We start from the raw sequence: 20,093 nt of genomic DNA on the forward strand, positions 1-20,093 counted from the left end.
TAGTAAGGCTGACCTATATTTGGCACCTTCTTAGGACGTGCACGACAGAGCCAACTATTCTCCTTCATAATTCGATAGACTTTCTTGCGATTAACGATTAGTCCATGGATTTAAGTAGTCGTGTAATAGTACGATAGCCGTAGATAAAATGATGTTCCATACAGAGTTGCTCGATTTTCTCTACAACCTCGTCTCTCTTCTCAAGTTTTTCGCCTCTTGCTTTCCAACGGTAGAAAGTTGAGCGTTTGACGCCGAAACAGGACTGAACCGCTGACCCTCTGCGATTGCCTGACCAAGCTCCGATACTTTTTTAAGAGTTGCACCTGTAATCGTAGTTGTTCTACTTCAGATAGCTCCTCCAGAACCTTTACCGTAGGAATCTTGCTTACCAACAGGTGGATGGAAACGGTGGAGCTCTTCGTTCTTATGCCATCTCATCCATGTATAAATCTGACTATTATTCTTAATGCCCAAAGTTTCCTTAATGACCTTGTTAGACTTACCTGCTTTCTTCATTTCGATACAGGCCAACTTAGTTTCCACTGAATAGGCTTTTTTGAGCATAATAAAACACTCCTGTTTCTAGTTTCCTAGATTTCAACAGAAGTGGTTTTCTTATGTCTCATTTTGAGGGTGTAGTGCCTATTATCATAGAATTTTTATATCATTTCTTCATATATTTATTGTTTATCTTTAACAATCATATTTAGTTGTCTATTTATGACTTAACTTTCTAGTCAAAAAATCACCAGCAAACTGGATAGTAAAGATAAGAATAATGATAATCACTGTTGCTAAAATAGTGACATCATTGTTATAACGATTGAAACCATAAGCAATAGCAACATTGCCAATCCCGCCGGCTCCGACAGCACCGGCCATGGCTGTTTCCCCAATCAGAGAAATGAGAGTCACAGTCGTCACACGAATCAAATCTGGCAGACCTTCGCGTAGATAGACACCTACTAGATCACTGAAAGTCGCTCCACTAGCTTGAGCAGCTTCAATCACACCAGCATCTAATTCGGCGAGAACAACCTGAACTTGACGAGCAAAGAAAGCAAATACAGCAAAAGAAAGTGGTACGATAGCTGCATTTGGTCCAATGCTAGTTCCTACAATCAAATGGGAAAACGGAGAAAGAACGGCTAACAAAATAATAAATGGAATTGCGCGAAAGATTGACGTGATTTTATCTAAAACCCAAAAAACTACTTTATTTTCCAAGACTCCTCCCGGAGCAGTCAAAACAAGAAAAAGCCCAGCAATTAACCCTAATAATCCACCAATAATAAAAGAAGTGACTGTCATATATAATGTCAAGTAAATAGCTGTTCCCCAGCCAGCTTGACCACTCCACCCCATTCGATAAACATTCGGCAAGTATGTTTGAATAAAGTTTTCCATCTATGCCTCTCCCTTCAATACCGTTAATTGAACCCCAGCTTCACAAATAGCTGTTTTAGCCGCTACTAGATTTTCCTTTTGACCAGATAAAACAACGACTAGTTCTCCGACAGGTGTTCCCCCTAAAATTTCAATATTTCCATAAAGTATGTTGGCAGTAACTTGATGATGTTTGTAAATCTCATTCAGCAAGGGTTCATCTGTAGAGGTTCCCGCATACTTCATTTGTACTAATAGGCTATTTGAGGCTAAATGTTTGACAATCTCTTGCTGTTCAATCTTGTCCATAGCTTCATCAATCCCTGTTGCAGTGGAGATAAAGTCTTTGGTTAAATCTTGCTGAGGATTAGAGAAAATATCCAAGACAGAACCTTCTTCAATCAATTGACCATCTTGCATAACAGCAACACAATTAGCGATATCTTTGATAATTTGCATCTCATGAGTAATCAAAACAATCGTTAATCCGAGCTTTTGATTCAAATCTTGTAACAATGTGAGGATTTGTTTAGTTGTTTTGGGATCTAGAGCAGAAGTTGATTCATCCGAAATCAAGATTTTGGGGTCATTTGCCAAGGCACGCGCGATTGCAACCCGTTGTTTTTGCCCTCCAGAAAGCTGAGAGGGATAATTTTCAGCGCGATCTGCTAAGCCAACGAGCTCCAACAACGTATGTACTTTCTCTTTCTTTTCTTCTTTTGATAAGCCAGAATGTTTCAACGCAAACGCAACATTTTCTTCCGCTGTTAATTGACTCATCAAATTAAAATGTTGGAAAATCATGCCAATATCTTGACGTTTGCGACGCAGTTGTTCTGCTGTCAGAGTTACTTTATTGTCAAAAAGAACATCCCCATCTACAATAATTTTCCCATTCGTTGGAACTTGCAGTAGGTTAATAACACGAACCAAGGTTGATTTCCCAGCTCCAGAATAGCCAACAATTCCATAAATATCTCTTTCTTGAATATGAAGTGTCACATCTTTAACTGCTTGAATCTGACGTTTCTTTTGTTGAAAAGTTACGTCAATATGCTCTAATTGAATCATTTCTTTACTCATAACCTGCAATCAGCTCCTCTACTAATTCAATATGGGTGTAATAATCTGAAATGCGTACATTCTCATCACCACCATGGTCACGACTATTTGCATTACCAAGTCCAAAAGCGACCATCGGCACTTCAAGTGCTTCAAAAACAGTGTGCATGGGACCGGTTCCTGCGGTTGTAGGCAAAACAGAAACACCTTCTGGATAAAATTTCTTAGCCAGTTCAATAACCTTTAAAATCGGTGGCGCGCTCATATCACTACGATAACTCATTTCGCCCAAAGTATAGACTAATTCTACCTTATCAAAACCATTTTTATCGAGTTGTTCTCGGATTAATTCTAATACTCTATGAGGTTCTAGTCCTGGAACTAAACGAACTTCTACTTTTGCTGAGGCCTCTGCAGGAAGAATAGTTTTCACCCCCTGCCCCTGATAACCAGAAGTAATCCCTTCAATGTTAATAGAAGGTTCAAAAAAGATTCGATTTAAAAAATCTTTTTTCTCCGCTTGTAATAAAGGTAATTTCAAACCGTAAATGGCTTCTACTTCTTCTGGACTGCGCTGAGCGTATCTCTCCACCAAAGCCAATTCTCGTTGATTGGGTGTTATTACTTGTTCATAAAGTCCTTCTACTTTAATGCGTCCATCCTTATTTCTCAAACTAGTAAGGGCATTAATCAAGTACCAAGAAGCTGAATCAATCACGCCACCAAAACTGGAGTGAATGTCCACTTCTGCACTTTTAACCTTGATATCAAACGTGACAATTCCCTTATTTCCACCAGAAATTTCAAGTTGACCTAAAGAATTTTTAATGCCTTGCTCCCAAACCAACAGGTCTGCTCCGTGTAGAAGAGATTTGTGTTTCTCTAGATATTTCTCCAAATCAACCGAAGCTGATTCCTCCGCACCTTCCATGATAAAAATGACAGTAACAGGCAAGTCATCATGCGTTTGTAGGTATTTTTGAACAGCCGTCAAACGTGCAATAATATGCCCTTTGTCATCATCGACTCCACGGCCATACATGCCACCATCCCGAATAGATAGAGTGAACGGATCATCTGTCCAAATTTGATCACTATCTGCCGGAACTGTATCATAGTGGTTGTAAAAAATAATTGTCTTAGCTGTTGGATTCTGACTTTTAAATTTTGCTATCACAAATGGCGCTGTATAGCTTTCATCTAATTCCACCTCTGCACCGGCTTTTATAAAGATTTCTTTTAGATAAGCAGCAACTTCTTGTAGACCAACCTGTTGGGCAAAGATTGATTTTTTAGAAATCAATGCCCGCAAAACGGCAATATAGTCTTGTGCCACCATATCCTCTTCAAATCTTTTAATTTGTTCTTCTTCACTTGAAAATGTCATCTTTTTTCCTCATAGTCATGGCGACAAAACTCAGTCGGCGATTCCAACTGAGTTTTGTCAAACTGAAATACAGATAAATAGGGTGAATCTTACCAAACTGGTTGATCTAGACCATCTGATGTTTCGTCAACTACTTTTTTGACTTCATCTGTATGATAAGCTTTGATAATTTTCTTAATGGCATCTGCTTTTGGAGATTTTTCCCAATCTTTTTTAGCTGCAATGATATTAAACCATTGTTTTGAGTTTTTATCTTTTGGTTCAACAAACAGAGCTTTTTTAAAATCAATTTTTGCTTCAGTAACAAAAGTATTATTGACAACAGCTGCATCTACAGATGTCAATGAACGTGCTGTTTGACTGGCATCCAATTCTGTAATTTTCAATTTCTTTAGATTTTCTTTGATATTTGCCACAGTTGCCAATTCATTCCCAGATTTGTCTAATTTAATCAGACCTGCAGATTGCAATAGATTGAGTGCTCGACTTTCATTTGTTGCATCATTTGGAACTGCGATTTCTGCACCATTTGGAATTTGACTTACCTTCGTATATTTATTTTTCCCATTTTTTGTACCAGAATAGAGGCGAATTGGGGCAATATAAGTTTCAGCTGCTGCGACTAAGTTTTGCTTGTTTTCCTTATTCCAGTTGTTCAAAAAATAGTAGTGTTGGAAAGCATTGATATCCACTTCACCATCAGCAACTGCTTTATTCGGCTGAGAGTAATCCGTAAATTCTGTAAATTGCAACTTGATGTTATCTTTTTTCAACAACTCTTGAATCTTGTTCCAACGTTTTTCTTCCGAATCACTTTTTGTCATCACACCAATTTTAACTGTCTTGGCATCAGCATTTTTATTTCCCGAACCACAAGCTGCTAAACCAATTACTGCTGTCGCTGCTAGAGCTGTTATTCCAAACCATGTTTTCAATTTCATTTTCATTCTCCTTTAAAAATCTTATGAAAATAGTATCGCACATATTTACCTAATTGACAAATTGTTATTTCATAACAAGGGTTATAGTTTTAAACTATAACTAAATTTATTAAAAAACCAGCTGGCATTTAGCATCTAGCTGGTTTTAAGTTTCTTATTTCACATCTGCTTCTGCTGGCAAGTAACTACCACCAAAGAATTTTTGAGATAATTTTTCCAGAGTCCCATCTTTGTACAAGTCTTGAATACGCTTATTAACAAATGTTTTCAATTCATTTTGCCCCTTTGCTAAAAGTGGATAAACATAAGGTTGTTGATTGCTTGGTAAATCAATCACTTTTAGGTTATCCAGTTTTTGATTTTTAATAACTGTTTCAACACCGATTTTATCAAAAATCTTATAATCAAACTTTCCATCGTTTAAATGGTTCATAATTTGTTGAAAATCCGCTTTTGTGTAGCTAATTTTTGTTGGATTGTTAGCATGTGCTTGATTGTATTTTTCTAATTGTGCGGCAGTCGTTGTCCCTTGCACTACTTCTGTTTTCTTACCACCAATATCATCCAATGATTGAATAGTTTTATCAGATTTTTTCACTACTAAGACATTTGGATTTTTAGCAGTCGGAGCTGCATACAAATACTTACCTGCACGTTCTTTTGTATAGCTGATATTGTTCACTGCCATTTGGTAGCGATCGCTATCTAGACCAGCGAAAATACCAGACCACTCTGTCGTTTCAAATTTGACCTTGTATTTATTAGAACCTTTAAAAATGGCACGAATAACTTCAATCTCATAGCCGGTTAGTTTCCCATTTTCTTCATAGTTAAATGGCTTTGGTGAAGCATTCGTTGCAACTTTGACTTCTGTTTTCCCAGATGAAGTAGGTGACTTTGAGGTAGAGCACGCTACTAAAACTCCTGCTGTTAAAAGTCCAAGAGCTGCTAAAGAAAAGTATTTCAATACTTTTTTCATATTCTTACAATACCCTCTTTCATTAAGATAAATCCTATCATATCAAATATTTTTCTTCTTGACTATTATTTGATTTTTATCCAAGTGATAGATTTTCTTTATCAAGTAGAGCTAAACGAAATCAGATTTTTACCAAACATTGATACATTTGACGAATAGTGGAAACACTCAATTACTTTTCTAAACTAGCTACGCGTGTTAAAGCGACATCAATATTAGCACAAAAGTTGTCTGCACCAACTCTTATCAATAAAGCTTGCTTTTTCCATGACATGGTAAGGTTGTTCGTTGACATTTGCCAAGGATCTCTTTAAGAACATCCAATCCCGAAATATCCATTACAGAAACACTGCGCATACGAAGAATTAAGACATTTTTACCTTGTTCAGACAAAAGAAGTCCTTGATTTGTCCAGCGATAATTCCAACGTCAATTCCAAGGGTAAAGCCAACAGTGATGGTCTTAGGAATAAATTTGAACAAGTCACTGAAATGTAGCAAACCCATGCCGACGAGCATTAGACCAGCTAAGAAAGTAGCCACTGTCAGACCAGATAGACCGTACTGCGCAATAATTCCATAAATGATAACAACCAAAGCGGCTGTTGGCTCACCAATATGAAAATGATTACCACGATAATCTAGCTACAAGGTCTTTGACAAATTGTGCACCCGAATAATTCTGTACCATACTAAAAACTTAGGATTGATATACTTAAAAGCGTCCATTTTCCCCTCCCCTTTTTCCCTGTTCCCAGACGCTTGCGAGAATCTTATTACCATTGTAATATAACCCCATGTAAAATCTCTAGATGACCTGAATATGAAAACGTATCAGAAAAGGCGATAATTATTTCACCATCGCCTTTAATAATCTTTCTCATTCGTTTTTATCCTTTAGTGAGGAGATTGAAAGACTGGCTAAACCAAGTCCAAGCATTGTCAGTGCAGCCTTAGTGTCCACTTTTCCTAAAGCAGATAAAACCACTACAACAATCCCCATGGCTACTCCAAGTCCTCTCAACACGGTGTCAACAATATCAGATTTTCTATTTTTCTTGTTTTCTTTCATCACTGTCTGTCCTTGCATCAGCTCATCTACCGATGTATCAAACAGGTCTGCTAATTTAGGAATGGTATTAATATCTGGATAGGATAAATCTCTTTCCCATTTTGAAACAGCCTTATCAGTGACCCCCATCTTTTCAGCCAGTTCTAATTGTGTCATCCCTTTTGCTTTCCTTAATGATGAAATCATCATACCTAGTGTTTGTTTTTTCATCAGATTTTTCCTCCCTCCATTTGCTAATTATATTGTAGCACCTTTTCTTACAAACTCAATCGACCAATAGTTTACTTCTCTCAACTTATAGTTTATCACTGATTTGTCTGCTTTTTACGCTCCTTATTTGAATTTTTAGAATAAACTAAGCTACAACAAGCAGTCTTGGAAACCAACCTCACTCTTCAACTACATATTATTAGCTAGCCACCTTTTCTACCAAACTTCATGTCTACTCTATCAAAGTAAAGAAGATACTAGCTCAACATACTTACGGTCTTATAACTAAATTTCTTAAAAAACACTGAGAGATTAGTAAGTAACAAAAAAAGAGACTGGGACAAAATTATCTCAGTCTCAATCTGTATTAGTAAAAAACTCTTGACGCAGTAGCTGTCGGACTCTTCATTTGCTTTTTAAGCTCAGAAGAGTATCTAAGCACCTCTTTCTTCACTATTAAAATCCTTCTACATTTGTATAAATCTTTTGGACATCTTCGTCATCTTCTAACACAGCATACAATTTTTCAAATGTTTCTAAATCTTCGCCTGATAATACCACATCAGATTGTGGAATCATTTCCAATTCGGTGACTTGGAATTCTTCTACACCAGATTCACGGAGAGCAGTCAAGGCCTTGTGCAAATCTGTTGGTGCTGTATAAACTGTAATGCTTCCATCTTCTGCTTCTACATCATCTACGTCTACATCTGCTTCTAACAGTTGTTCAAAGACACTATCTGCATCGTCTCCTGCAAACACAATCACACCTTTATTATCAAACATATAAGAAACTGAGCCACTTGCTCCCATATTTCCACCGTTTTTACCAAAGGCAGAGCGAACATTGGCTGCAGTACGATTGACATTTGAAGTTAGTGTATCCACAATAAGCATTGAACCATTTGGACCAAAGCCCTCATAACGTCCTTCAGTAAAGGTTTCGTCTGTATTTCCTTTTGCCTTATCTAACGCTTTGTCAATAACATGCTTCGGCACTTGCGCTTGTTTAGCACGTTCAATAACAAATTTCAAAGCTGAGTTCGATTCTGGATCTGGTTCTCCTTTTTTAGCTGCTACATAGATTTCAACACCAAATTTAGCATAAACTTTTGAGTTTGCTCCATCTTTTGCTGTTTTCTTTGCCACGATATTGGCCCATTTACGTCCCATTGGATATTCTCCTTTAGATTTTCACTTTTTCAATCTTTTTTATTATAACACAAGTCAACCTGAATTTCACTAGCAAATTAGTGACAAGAGACTGTTCTATAAGACAATTTTTTCATCAATCTACTATAATCGGGATCCTTCCAAAATTCTGTTCCTCTAGCTTTACATTTCCTAGTTGGTAAATACGATCAGCTTGCTGCGTTAAGGAATCCCATGGTTCTTGACCAATGCGGCTGATGACTTCGATTTTCTTTTTCATCTTTTTAAGATGTTCTTGACCTGCTTGAGTAAAACCTAATACGTGAATCCCACTAGGCAAAAGCTCATCTCTTGCACCAACCAAAATATAGGTCAAAATCCGTCTGATTCGTGCTTTCGTATATCGCTTGGTTGCGACTTGTTCGACCAACTCCTCTACGCTATAACTGCTTTTCACTGCTTCCTGCAAGCGCACCGCAAGTTCTTGATTAACCTGATAAAAACTCGTCAAATCGGGATGACTGATAATCTGGTAACGCAGCAAAGGATAGAGTGCTGACCAGGTCACTTTGGGAGACTGAATCAGCAGTTCATGAGCCGGGGTAAATTTCTCCAAAAAATCTGGACAATTAAGACGCTCTCTAAGAGCCGTAGCAGAGGCGTATTTTAAATTTTCTTCTTGCGAATGATAACCAGCTCCCTGACGCTTAATTGGGAGAAGCTCGATAGCCTTATTCGCGCAAGCTTTAGCATAGGACAGCCCTAAAATGTGATTGGGTGTATTGCCTGTGAATTTCACACCAGCAAACCTCTCCCACATTTTCTGTGTTTTCTGTGGATAAGACAAATCATCTGGCAAGCTTTGCACATAGTCCACCATTTTCTGTTGATGACCCCCATAAATCTGTGAAAAGCGTTGATAATCTAAGACCTCTTCCGTGCCAAAGGCCAACTTATCCACACCAAGTTGCTCTAAAATGTCCACTGCACCCTGTGCGAAGTAGTCAGCTGACTGAACAGCCACCAAAAATGGCAATTCAACCACCAAATCCGCCCCGTTTTCCAGAGCCATTCGGGTCCGAGTCCACTTATCCACAATCGCAGGTTCACCACGTTGAACAAAGTTTCCCGACATGGCAACAACTTTCAAACCTTTAACCTGCTCTAGTAAATATTTGTGACCATTGTGGAAGGGGTTGAATTCTGCGATAATGCCTGTGATGGTCATAGTTGGCTCCTTTAAGATAATCCAATCACTTTTTCATTAATTAGCAAAAAATAATTTCAATTAAAAAAGTAAGTAAATTAATAATCTAAACTAAATTTATGTTTTTCCAATAACCAGTTTGTTTTTGCGAAGTCTTTTAATGTCAATCATTTTAGCAAAGCATCCGTTTATCAATAGAAAAGAATTAACATTATATCGCATTCCTTTTTTCTTGTAAGATATCAATTCCCTTCGTAATTTGGAGATATTGGATAGATTCTCCTCCATATTTTTTTTCAATCTCCCGACGCAATCCTCTCATGCTCATCAGTAAATAATCTAGTTGGTGGACATAGCTACCCAATTCAACTTTATTATAAAAACATTTAATCTGTTCTTGTTGAGAAGAACTATAGCTAGAAAGGTCTCCCAATTTTATAGAAAAATCACTTGGATCCCTTTGAAAAACGCTTTTTACTTTATTATAATCAGAATGGAGTACATACTCGATTTCTCTAATAACCTCAAATGATGATTTTTTCCTATTACAATCGTGACACGCTAAAATTAAGTTTGACATTTTATTGGGACATCTATGAGATTTATTTTCAAATCGTTTCGATTTCTTGTATATAAAATGATCCACCTCAAAAAGTGTCTTAGAAATTATTTCTATCGAAATACCACAATAGCCACATTTATTGTTGTACACCTTCATAAATTGATTTTTATATTTTTCTTTATCTTTCACCCAGTTATAAAAGTTAGTTACCTTCGGATGATTTGACAAAATATCTTTAATAAGAAGATATTTCTGTGCTTTTATAGTGCTAAGATAGTTCTGCTCATAACGAGTTTTTCGATAATCTGTTCCCATTAATTTATCCTTCTATTCTTCTTGAACATTTGATTCCTCTCCAACAATTAATTCTTCTAATTTAATGAAGGATGAAATTATTTGATTCAAATCTTCTTGTTTCAATTCATCATAAAGTTCAGAACCTACTACCGAGTTTTGTATTCTATCAATTAAAATCTGATCAATAGCTTTGCTATTTTCAATATTCTTTAATACTTTTCTATATTCTAGAATATGTTTTATTAACTTATTCAAAATTGGGGATAAATTCTTATCATAATACTCTAGAGCTAGTTCTTTATTCTCTTCATAATTTCTGATTCCTTCAGAAGTATATTTTTTCACTGTTGTATAGCCTTCTTCAATTGGTTTTTGAGAGATGACAACTACTTCTATAAACGGTAGCAACTTCTTTAATATTAACTTAAATTGTTCGCCAGTTAAAAGTTCACTTGCCTTATTATTTTCAAATAACCTAGAATCTATCAATATAATATTTGCCTCTCTAACTTCTGGATTAGATAATAAATCAACATAGGTTTGAGAATCACCAAAAATTATATCTCCATATTCTTTTTCTACACCAATATTAACTTCGAACTTCTCATCTAAGAATTGTGCTAACAGCGGATCGGGATTATCGTCAATGTATACAATTTTAATTTTCTCCATTATCCTTCTCCTAAATAGAATTTTATATTAAATCCAGAGTTGTTATATATTTTTGTAATATCACCTCCACTTTCAAGAATAGAATTATTAACAATCCACATACCCAAACCATGCCCATCAGATCTACTTGTTTCATGTATTTCCAAAATATCTCTTGGTGACTGCGAAAATTTTTCATTTAAACCAACTCCATTATCAAAATAATGAATTTCCAGGTCACGATTGTGTTGAGTAACTAGAATTGTAATCTTTAAATCAGATTTCATATTATTGTTTTGAATGCTATTTAAAATCAGATTATCTAAAATCACTTGGATTACATCTGGTGAAACCTTGAAATCTATTTGTTTCTCGCACTGAAATTCAAGTTTAATTATATTATAATCATTTTCCCAGTTTCTTTTAATCCTAGTCAATTCGTCAAAAATATTACTAGTTTTATTTTTAAATCGCTGTACTTCTAATTCGGAAATCATCGCATCAACAAAAGTTAGTAATTTTTCATTCACTTGCTGAACTCTCTCTAATAAATAAGGTATACTTTTGGAACTTGTTTTCCCCTTTGATTCTAATAAACTCCACAACTCAAATTGACATAAAAGTTCTTTTATTCGGGGGATATTATTAATTAAAGAGGTTCTATCATTTTTAATTTCATGAGCAATAGAAGATGCTTTTAACCCTGACGTGGCTAACATGTTCAATAGCCGTACATCATATTTATACTTCTCCTCAGTTTCTTTTTGTTCTCTCTCTTTTTTCTGTTCATTTTCTTTCTGCTCTTTCAATTCATTTGAAAGAGCAGTACTTTCTTCATCCGAAAAGCTCTGTAATTTTTTAGGATCTTTTATAATTATATCTGTTAACGGACTATTTTTTTCTTGTGATTTGCTCTGCTCCTTGTTATATTTGCTAATTTCTCGAATAATTGTTTGCCTATATTTTTCAAACTGATTTATTGTTACTAAAATAATTTTCTTAAATAAATCGAAATAAACATTTTCATTTAACCCTTGTCTATTAGACATATCTTCCAAATATTTATTTTTCTGCTTATCAATGTCAATTTTTCCTGAAATTTGATTTTCCCTTAATCTCCACGCGCCAGATGGGTGAGATGCAGCTGCTGGTGATTTACGAGATCTTTTCCCAAGTTCAAGCCAGTCTTTTTTTCCATCAAATGATGAAATACTAAAAGCATTTCTATATAAAATTATTCCCTCCCTCATAGGAGATTCTAACATAGAATATTTATAGAAGTAGCGTTTTAAATCGGCTCTTAACGGTTTTATATAAAAATAAAATTCACCACTAAAATTTCCTAACCTATTAAGATACCCCTTTAAAAAAACACGAATTTCTTCCTGAACTTCTTTAGATAACTGTTTCTTCTTTTTTCTTCTATCTTCATACTCTTCATCTTCATATACTTCATCAATTAATAGTTCAATAAGGCTTTGATCCTGTAAACATTCATTAAAAATATTTACAGTGGAACAATAATATTTTGGATTGATTTTATCATTTAAAACACTATCAACTCCTTCTTCGAACTCATCAGACTGAATTTCTGTTGAAAGAACAAAATTACTAGTTGAATAATTAAAACTAATAGAAGATAAACAATTTATACCTAATTGAGGTTTGACAAAAAATGGCTTAACAGGATAAATTTCGCCATTATTGTTCATAATAATCTCCATTACATTATCATTATATGTACGACTCAAAAACTCTTTTAACATTTCAATTTTTTTCTTCGGCCATTTCTCCCTCAAATCAGAAATTAATATAGATGTTCCAAGAACATTTAAATCAGTATCGTACTCAATCGTTGATGAGTCCCAATCTGTTTTCCATACGATACCAATATTGTCTTTTTTCTTAGATTTCAACTCAATATCCTTTCCCAATCTAGCCAATGCAAACCTACCAATTCCCATTGAACCAGCCGTCATTTTTTCGACACCATCAAAATTAACAGTTTTATTCAGTTTATGATTCTCCCCAACATGCATCCAGTAATTATGGATATCAGAATAATTCATCCCACTCCCATTATCTGTAATTCTAATTAAATTTTTAGAAAACTCAATTATTACTTTTCTAGCCCCAGCATCGTATGCATTCTTTACTAATTCTAATACTGCAGATTCATCAGTTGAAAAATTTTGAACCCCCAATATAGCTGCCAAAGTTCTATCTTCAATAACGTACTTTAATTTTTCCGGTTCTTGATTAGTATTCATTATAAACTCCTTTAAAATTTATAATTTTCAATATCCCTTGATGTAATCCTAAAAGATTGACCATTTATAGGAATTCCAATTTGCTTTACGTATTCAAAAAATTCAGATGATTTCAAAATGCTCATTGCCCTATCTAAAGAAAATTGCTCCTCATCTATCGCTCGAATAAATAATCCGGAATATGGTACTGAATCATATCCAATCTTTGCGATATTTAATTGATGAGTTACAACTGTTGATAATAATAGTTTGGAGCAATTCAGATTATTAATGGCTTGGCTTCTTCCATATTCAAACCATTGAGCAGTTTTATCACTTTTTCGTCTCAATAACTCTGCGTAATATTTTCTTAAATATTTAAATACACCAGGATATTTTGTTTTTAACTTATCCTCTTTTATATGTTTTATATTACCCGAAACAGTTTCATAGGGAAATATTATTTTCTCTTGTTTGTTGTAACAAACTGATCGGGGAGAATATGCTATTCTAATCAGATCATTTTCTAGCAAAATACCTTCAACAAAGAGCTGACCATTGTCATTAATCGTAATATTATCTTTTAAAACAAATGCCTTATTGTATAACGTAGCTACTGAGTGAGAAACTTTATAAAAATCTCCAAATCGATTTTTCTTATTATTTTCAAAACTTGAAAACTGCCATTTCCCCTCAAGTCTAGCTTTAATTAGCTGTTTTATAATATTATTTGATCTTTTTTCATATCTAAAAGTTTTCAGATTACTATTTTTTTCTAAATATAAAATTGATGACTTTACAAGTGCATTTTCAAAAACATCAACATCACTAAAGTCTAGGATAGCTTTTAAGTGCGGTAAAATAAAGTTTCTTAATTCCTTTCCAAATACCGTTTTAAATATACTACTCGGGATTAAATACGACATCTTACCCGATTCTTTTAACATATTAATACTTTTTTCAACAAAAGCATAATAGTAATCAAACTTCCCATACTGACAAGTTTTAAAGTTCTCTCTAACAAATTGTCTATCCACCATTTTTAAATCTCTATATGTAATGTAAGGAGGATTACCTACAACATAATCAAATTTTAATTGAGATTTCCATCTTAAAAAATCTAAATTATGTATGTTCCAATGAATATTATATAATTTGTACTGTCTTGCAACTTTATCTAAATTAGAGACACATTTTTTAATTTGCTTATTGTCAATCTCAAATCCGTATAAATCTTCAGATAAGCCCTTAATTATTTCTTCATCTGCAATATGATTTTTCCGACAATCTTCAATATATCGTTTTACAACTTCTTTAAGTATTTGTCCGTCACCACAAGAATTCTCTAATATTTTTTTTCCAAACAAACTGTCCCTATATTCTACAATATTCAATAATTCTATAACATAATCATCAGGTGTGAAGACTTGTTCTTTTTTTTCCATTGCATCTCCAAACTACAATATTTAATTTTTCACCTACCTATTATTCATCAGCACTGCTAACTACCAATCACACAGTTATACTATTTCTAACTTATTAAAAACATAGCCTAACATATGTATGCTAATCTTAGCTTATTAAGTTAACACATGTTTTCATTATAGCACAGCAGTTAATTATCTGACGAGTATTTTGAAAAATAAAATTTTTTATATGCATTAATCTTTTTTAATATGTTTTTAACCATCTCCCTATTTCTCCGCCACAAAAAACCAACGTTTGCTTTCCTTTTTCGGTGCTTGGTCTTCAAAATCTGCATAGATTTTAACATTTTTAAATCCAGCTTGTTCCAGTAAAATATCATAGGTCAGAATTTCGTAAGTGCGTTCTTCGTGGACTTCGTCGTAACGTGTGAAGCGTCCGTCTTCGTCTTGCAAGAAGAAGGTCAATTCATGCACGACTGAATGGGGTGCTTCATCGGCGTATGTATCCCAGACCATGGCAAATTCATCAGCGTTTTCATGGTAAGAATAGCCAGGAAAAACTGTATCAGTTTGGTAAGTTGAGTGCACATCAAAAATGAAAACGCCGCCTTCGTTTAAGCAGTGGTAAACTTGCTGAAAGACATCACCGACTTCAACTTCATCGACCATGTAGCAAATTGAATCAGAGTAACAAGTCACCAAGTCGTATTTACCAACCTGCGACAAATCAAGCATGTTGCCCTGTTTAAATTCAATAGCTTCATCTGCTTCTTTGGCACGTTTACGAGCGATTTCAAGCATCTCCTCGCTCAAATCCAACCCCGTCACATCAAAACCTGCTTTAGCAAAGCGCACGGATTGAATCCCAGTTCCACAAGCTAATTCTAAGAGCTTTTTCTTATTTTTTGGAAAATGGCGGAGCGAAAAGTTAGTCCATTTATCATAAAGGCTGTCATCCATAATAGCATCATAGACTGATGCGAAGGTTTCATAAGTTGTCATCTTATCTAGAAGTACCAAAAAGGTACTCTTCCTTTCTTCTCATTGAAAGAGGTTGGGACAATGTCCTCAACCCTCATCGTTTTTTATCTACAAGGCTTGTTTCTCAAGCAATGGTGTCACATCCACACCAACGGCTTCATGCCAGAGTTTTTCAAGGTTGTAGTGATTCCGCATTTCCTCAGAAAAAATATGAACAACCACCCCGCCTAGATCCAAAAGTACCCAGCCTCCAGCAGAGTCTCCTTCTACATGGCTAGCTGATTGCCCTGCTTCTGTAACTTTTTCACGAATATTATCAGCAATCGCTTCTAGTTGACGGCTATTCATAGAGCTGGCAATGACAAAATAGTCTGTCATCGTCGTCAATTCTTGCAAATCTAGCACAGTAATGTCTTCTGCTCGTTTTTCATCCGCTGCTTTTACAACAATTTCTAATAGTTCTTGTTCTTTCATGTAGTCCTCTTCGTTTTAATTTTTCTCTAAATAGTGTACATAAGCATTGTAAGTTTCCAAAGTTTGAGGATAGATAGGCAAGCCCTTGTGTGCCAAGTGTTCCACTGTATGTGCCGTTTCATAAGCCACAGCTTGGTTGAGCGAAACGTGAGCAATTTCACGCGCCCGCTCCACTCCTGGAAAGTTCCGATTAGGCTCAATATAGTCTGCTACGTAGACCACCTTATCTAAATCGGACATTTGGGCAGAACCTACGGTATGAACCTCAATAGCTCGTAAAATTTCTGGATCTGTCAACCCTAAATCTTCCTGAATTTTATAAATGCCGACCATGCCATGCCAGACATTATTTCCCCAATCTTTCAATGCTGGATCCAGAGCATACTTATCAATCAGCGCCAGAAATTCTTCGTCAGAGAGCTTTTTCGCATAATCATGGAGCAGACCTGCCAAACCAGCTTTTCCTACATCTACTCCGAAGCGCTCTGCCAAGTTAATCGCTGCTTGTTCCACTCCCAGACAATGTTTAAAACGTTTTTCTGGTAACAGCTGTTGCATTTTGACTAAAAGCTGCTCACGAGAAATTCCCACATAAGTTTCATATTCCATTATTGTAAAGCCCTTCTTTCTCAATATAGTCTAAAACTGGCTTAGGTAGGAGAAAATTCGGTGTTCGACCTTGAGCTAGAAAATCCCGAACCATGCTCGAAGAAATATCCATCAACGGCACATCTACCCAGATAACCGGGTAAGAAGTTCCTGCTTTATAGCGGGGACGCTGAACCCCAACAAATTGAACCAAATCGACTAATTCGTCAATCCGATGCCACTTGGGAAGGTAATCTACCATATCCGCTCCGATGATGAAATAATAATCTGTATCTGGATGTTTTCCCGTCAAAAATTTCATCGTATCATAGGTGTAACTAATCCCTTTTCTCTCCAGCTCAATGGTTTCAATTCCCAGACTTTCAATGCCTTCAATTGCCAACTCCAGCATTTTCAGTCGGTGCTTCTCATCAATCGTTGATTTTTTATCAACATGTGGTGGCTCATACTCAGGCATCAGCAAGACCTGATCTAAACATAATTGTTGCCGAACTTGATCAGCTACGACCAAATGGGCGTTGTGGACTGGGTTGAAGTTTCCACCTAAAATCCCAACTTGCTTTCTTTTTTTTGCTTTTACTTCTGGTTCCAACTTCACCTTGGTGAAAGGAGTCAGTAATTCAATTGCCATAGGCTGCTTCCTCTAAATTTCTTTTACCTTTACTGAAATTTTACGGTTTTCTTTTTTGCTAGACTGCTTGTACAGAATTAAAATACGACCAATTTTTTGAACAATGTCCACACCGATTTCCTCTTCGAGAATTTCTGCTACTTCATGGATGTTCTCATCTGTATTTTGTAGAAGAGTTACTTTAATCAATTCTCTAGCATCTAGAGCTTGACGAACACTCGTTTTAATCTGGTCGTTGAGACCGTTTTTGCCAATTTGAATGATTGGTTTGAGACTGTGAGCTTGGCTATTTAAAAAAGCCCGTTGTTTTGATGTTAATGACATAGATTCCTCTTTTGTTTCTTATTTCGTTTGTCTTCTCTTTATTTTTCTAACAGCCATTTCTTCTTAGATAATGGCTTTGCGGGTCACTACTGCTACTCCCTCTGGAGCCCAAGCTGCAATCTTTGCTGGTCCTATCACACGAATCCAGCCCAAGCCTGAAAAAACTACATCTGTTTTAACTTCAATTTTCAACTCATGTTTGACTAACTGAGGGAAATCTGATTCTTCTTTTTTAGAGGGCGGTGTTAGCAAAGAGCCAACATGCTTTTCATAAAATTCTCCCGCTCCCGCAAGTTTGGTGCGGTGCAATTTGAGCTCATTGTCAAAATAAGCCGTAAAACCCTGTTTGTCACCCGACACAAAATCAAAGCGTCCCAAGCCCCCTAAAAAGAGGGTTTGTTCAGGATTAAGTTGGTAAGTTTTGGGCTTAATTTCCTTTTTCGGACTGATATATTTGAGATTTTTAGCAGACAGATAATGAGCCATTTGGTGGCGGTGGATAATCCCTGGTGTGTCGTAGATATGACTGCCGTCAGCCAGCGGAATTTCAATCTTATCCAGTGTCGTCCCTGGAAATCGTGAGGTCGTAATAACTTCCTTATCTCCGGTAATTTCCTGAATAATAGCATTGATAAGCGTGGACTTACCGACATTAGTCACGCCGACCACATAAACATCTCGACCTTTCCGATAGTGCTCAATCTTTTCAATAAGTTCTTTAATCGCTTGCTTGTTTTGAGCTGAAGTCAGAACCACATCAACAGGACGCAGACCTTCCTCGTGAGCCCTCTCTGTCAACCATTGGGTCACTTTGCTAGTCTTAACAGACTTGGGAAGAATATCTTTTTTATTCCCAACTAACAGCACATCATTGCCAGCCACAAAACGTGGCAAACCCGGAATCACTGAACCATTAAAATCAAAAATATCTACGACATTAACTACGAGAGCATTGCTGTCGCCGACTTCGTGGAGAAGTCTGAGAAAATCATCGTCAGTCAATTGCACATCGGTAATTTCGTTGTAGTGACGGAGACGAAAACAGCGCTGGCAATACAGTTCGCCTGTCTCCAGTCCTTTTTCCAAAGCAGACTGAGGAGTATAACCTAACTTGTCCTTATATTTTGTCTGAATCGGTGCTCCACACCCAATACAGAAAATGTCTTCCATGTTTAAATTCCTTTTTTATATACAATCGGTCCGTACTTTTTCGTCATTTTTTTTAGCACACGCCGCTCACGCGCTCGGTTTATCTGGGTTTTAAACGAATCATGTTCAACTAGTGGCTTGACCAAAATCGAACGAATTCCAGCCCTGTGAGCAGCTCGAATATCTGTCATAAGCTGATCGCCCACCATGACCACTTCGTTTTTCTCAAAATGGAATTCCTTTAACGCACGATTAATCCCCCAAGTAAAAGGCTTCATAGACCAACAAACATAATCAATTCCAAATTTTTCAACTGCTCGCTTCACTCGTTTTTTGGTATTATTAGATACCACAATAATTCGAATCCCTGCATCTCGCACATCGTGAAGCCACTGCTTCATTTCTGGTGTTCCATCGGGATTGTTCCATGCGATAAGAGTATTATCTAAATCCACCAAAACAGCCTTGATACCGTGTTTTTTTAAACTTTCAACTGTCAAATCATAAACTGCCTCAATCGCAAAATCAGGCATGTAGTTTTCAATTGCCACATTTCTCTCCAAACATTATACTTCTACCTATTTTAACATAAAAAAAAGGTTTTCGCACCCTAGATCTTTTCATCGATTTTATGTACAATTTGCCAAAAAATGTTTAAAAATGTTATAGTAAGAATAGAGAATTTAACACGGAGGAACTTATGGCAAATACGAGTAAGAAAATGACTGCCGTCTCCCCTCTTTTACAAAAATTTATCAACTGGGCTTCTATTGTTGGAGCAGTTGGAACAGTAATTTTCTGTATCTGGGCCTATTATACTGGCATTTTACAATCTAAAGAAACCCTGTCCGCCTTTATTAAGCAGGCTGGATTTTGGGGACCACCACTTTTTATTTTCCTGCAAATCCTACAGACAGTTGTTCCTATTATTCCTGGAGCTTTGACTTCGGTTGCTGGTGTTTTTATTTATGGTCATATCATTGGAACCATTTATAATTATGTTGGAATTGTCATCGGCTGTGCTATTATTTTTTACCTAGCACGTACCTACGGACCCGCTTTTGTCCAATCGGTCGTCAGCAAACACACCTACGACAGGTATATCGGTTGGCTGGACGAGGACAATCGTTTTGAACGTTTTTTCATCTTTATGATGATTTGGCCTATCAGTCCAGCAGACTTCCTCTGTATGCTGGCTGCTCTTACGAAAATGACTTTTAAAAAATATATGATCATTATCGTCTTGTGCAAGCCTATCACACTTGTCATCTATACTTACGGTTTGACATACATCATCGACTTCTTTTGGCAATTATTTTCAAAATGAAAGACAGAGCAATGCGA

General features: G+C 36.1%; 24 protein-coding genes and 1 pseudogene. 1 reads left to right on the plus strand and 24 read right to left on the minus strand.

All coding sequences use genetic code 11. The features are described from left to right. From HMPREF1514_RS09815 to HMPREF1514_RS05660, 24 genes and pseudogenes are all read right to left on the minus strand, one after another. A partial coding sequence (locus HMPREF1514_RS09815) for a hypothetical protein (protein WP_443030964.1) occupies positions 1–68 on the minus strand: 68 nt, incomplete at its 3' end. Between the two features lie 277 nt (positions 69–345). Next, entirely contained in the window at positions 346–564 is a 219-nt protein-coding gene (locus tag HMPREF1514_RS05560; protein WP_084635987.1) for an IS3 family transposase, read from the minus strand. A gap of 150 nt (positions 565–714) precedes the next feature. Beyond that, positions 715–1,407, minus strand: coding sequence for a methionine ABC transporter permease (locus HMPREF1514_RS05565; RefSeq protein ID WP_006270229.1), 693 nt, complete (start codon positions 1,405–1,407; stop codon positions 715–717). Next, the gene (locus HMPREF1514_RS05570) at positions 1,408–2,469 is read right to left on the minus strand and encodes a methionine ABC transporter ATP-binding protein (protein ID WP_037597877.1); all 1,062 of its coding nucleotides are present in this window, start codon (positions 2,467–2,469) and stop codon (positions 1,408–1,410) included. It abuts the gene before it with no gap. Beyond that, a complete protein-coding gene (locus HMPREF1514_RS05575; protein ID WP_037597879.1) occupies positions 2,462–3,835 on the minus strand; it encodes a M20/M25/M40 family metallo-hydrolase in 1,374 nt (457 codons plus the stop codon). Before HMPREF1514_RS05575 ends, HMPREF1514_RS05570 begins: the two co-directional genes overlap by 8 nt. 89 nt (positions 3,836–3,924) lie before the next feature. Next, complete coding sequence (locus HMPREF1514_RS05580; protein ID WP_037597881.1) at positions 3,925–4,776, minus strand: MetQ/NlpA family ABC transporter substrate-binding protein; 852 nt, start codon at positions 4,774–4,776, stop codon at positions 3,925–3,927. A 154-nt stretch (positions 4,777–4,930) separates the two neighbouring features. Next, the gene (locus tag HMPREF1514_RS05585) at positions 4,931–5,755 is read right to left on the minus strand and encodes an amino acid ABC transporter substrate-binding protein (RefSeq protein ID WP_037597883.1); all 825 of its coding nucleotides are present in this window, start codon (positions 5,753–5,755) and stop codon (positions 4,931–4,933) included. Positions 5,756–5,927: 172 nt separating this feature from the next. Next, positions 5,928–6,050 carry a hypothetical protein gene (locus tag HMPREF1514_RS09765; protein WP_261674374.1) on the minus strand — a complete coding sequence of 41 codons (123 nt, stop codon included), beginning with the start codon at positions 6,048–6,050 and terminating at the stop codon, positions 5,928–5,930. After that, entirely contained in the window at positions 6,002–6,112 is a 111-nt protein-coding gene (locus tag HMPREF1514_RS09820; RefSeq protein ID WP_119056564.1) for a hypothetical protein, read from the minus strand. The genes HMPREF1514_RS09765 and HMPREF1514_RS09820 overlap by 49 nt, the downstream gene beginning before the upstream one ends. Before the next feature lie 26 nt (positions 6,113–6,138). After that, positions 6,139–6,483 (minus strand): annotated as a pseudogene (locus HMPREF1514_RS05590) (SulP family inorganic anion transporter); the annotation flags it as partial. A gap of 151 nt (positions 6,484–6,634) precedes the next feature. Next, positions 6,635–7,036: a helix-turn-helix domain-containing protein gene (locus HMPREF1514_RS05595; protein ID WP_006268533.1), complete on the minus strand. Its 402-nt coding sequence runs from the start codon at positions 7,034–7,036 to the stop codon at positions 6,635–6,637. Positions 7,037–7,492: 456 nt separating this feature from the next. Further along, complete coding sequence (locus HMPREF1514_RS05600) at positions 7,493–8,209, minus strand: YebC/PmpR family DNA-binding transcriptional regulator (protein ID WP_003039425.1); 717 nt, start codon at positions 8,207–8,209, stop codon at positions 7,493–7,495. Positions 8,210–8,324: 115 nt separating this feature from the next. Next, on the minus strand, positions 8,325–9,416 hold the full coding sequence (locus HMPREF1514_RS05605; protein WP_037597886.1) for a nucleotidyltransferase: 1,092 nt from the start codon (positions 9,414–9,416) through the stop codon (positions 8,325–8,327). 190 nt (positions 9,417–9,606) lie between these two features. Next, a complete protein-coding gene (locus HMPREF1514_RS05610; protein WP_037597888.1) occupies positions 9,607–10,272 on the minus strand; it encodes an HNH endonuclease in 666 nt (221 codons plus the stop codon). Positions 10,273–10,284: 12 nt separating this feature from the next. After that, positions 10,285–10,926, minus strand: a complete 642-nt coding sequence (locus HMPREF1514_RS05615) for a hypothetical protein (protein WP_037597890.1) — start codon at positions 10,924–10,926, stop codon at positions 10,285–10,287. Further along, entirely contained in the window at positions 10,926–13,175 is a 2,250-nt protein-coding gene (locus HMPREF1514_RS05620; protein WP_037597892.1) for a sensor histidine kinase, read from the minus strand. Before HMPREF1514_RS05620 ends, HMPREF1514_RS05615 begins: the two co-directional genes overlap by 1 nt. Positions 13,176–13,186: 11 nt before the next feature. Then, positions 13,187–14,599, minus strand: coding sequence for an Eco57I restriction-modification methylase domain-containing protein (locus HMPREF1514_RS05625; protein WP_037597894.1), 1,413 nt, complete (start codon positions 14,597–14,599; stop codon positions 13,187–13,189). 249 nt (positions 14,600–14,848) lie between these two features. After that, positions 14,849–15,583 (minus strand): class I SAM-dependent DNA methyltransferase, encoded by a 735-nt coding sequence (locus tag HMPREF1514_RS05630; RefSeq protein ID WP_037597898.1) that lies wholly within the window; start codon positions 15,581–15,583, stop codon positions 14,849–14,851. 87 nt (positions 15,584–15,670) lie between these two features. Next, a complete protein-coding gene (gene rsfS, locus HMPREF1514_RS05635) occupies positions 15,671–16,036 on the minus strand; it encodes a ribosome silencing factor (protein ID WP_037597901.1) in 366 nt (121 codons plus the stop codon). A 15-nt stretch (positions 16,037–16,051) separates the two neighbouring features. Next, positions 16,052–16,645, minus strand: a complete 594-nt coding sequence (yqeK, locus tag HMPREF1514_RS05640) for a bis(5'-nucleosyl)-tetraphosphatase (symmetrical) YqeK (RefSeq protein ID WP_037597902.1) — start codon at positions 16,643–16,645, stop codon at positions 16,052–16,054. After that, the gene (locus tag HMPREF1514_RS05645; protein WP_037597905.1) at positions 16,635–17,276 is read right to left on the minus strand and encodes a nicotinate-nucleotide adenylyltransferase; all 642 of its coding nucleotides are present in this window, start codon (positions 17,274–17,276) and stop codon (positions 16,635–16,637) included. Before HMPREF1514_RS05645 ends, yqeK begins: the two co-directional genes overlap by 11 nt. Positions 17,277–17,288: 12 nt before the next feature. Further along, entirely contained in the window at positions 17,289–17,600 is a 312-nt protein-coding gene (gene yhbY / locus HMPREF1514_RS05650; protein WP_024052667.1) for a ribosome assembly RNA-binding protein YhbY, read from the minus strand. A 63-nt stretch (positions 17,601–17,663) separates the two neighbouring features. Continuing rightward, entirely contained in the window at positions 17,664–18,770 is a 1,107-nt protein-coding gene (gene yqeH / locus HMPREF1514_RS05655; protein WP_037597910.1) for a ribosome biogenesis GTPase YqeH, read from the minus strand. Between the two features lie 2 nt (positions 18,771–18,772). After that, positions 18,773–19,300, minus strand: a complete 528-nt coding sequence (locus HMPREF1514_RS05660; RefSeq protein WP_037597912.1) for a YqeG family HAD IIIA-type phosphatase — start codon at positions 19,298–19,300, stop codon at positions 18,773–18,775. A 149-nt stretch (positions 19,301–19,449) separates the two neighbouring features. On the opposite strand from HMPREF1514_RS05660, the gene HMPREF1514_RS05665 reads away from it, so the two are divergent. Then, positions 19,450–20,076 (plus strand): TVP38/TMEM64 family protein, encoded by a 627-nt coding sequence (locus tag HMPREF1514_RS05665; RefSeq protein WP_006268538.1) that lies wholly within the window; start codon positions 19,450–19,452, stop codon positions 20,074–20,076. The last annotated feature ends 17 nt before the right edge of the window (positions 20,077–20,093 follow it).

It is taken from the genome of Streptococcus sp. AS20 (assembly GCF_000524255.1).
In the GTDB taxonomy this organism is placed as follows: Bacteria; Bacillota; Bacilli; order Lactobacillales; family Streptococcaceae; genus Streptococcus; species Streptococcus constellatus.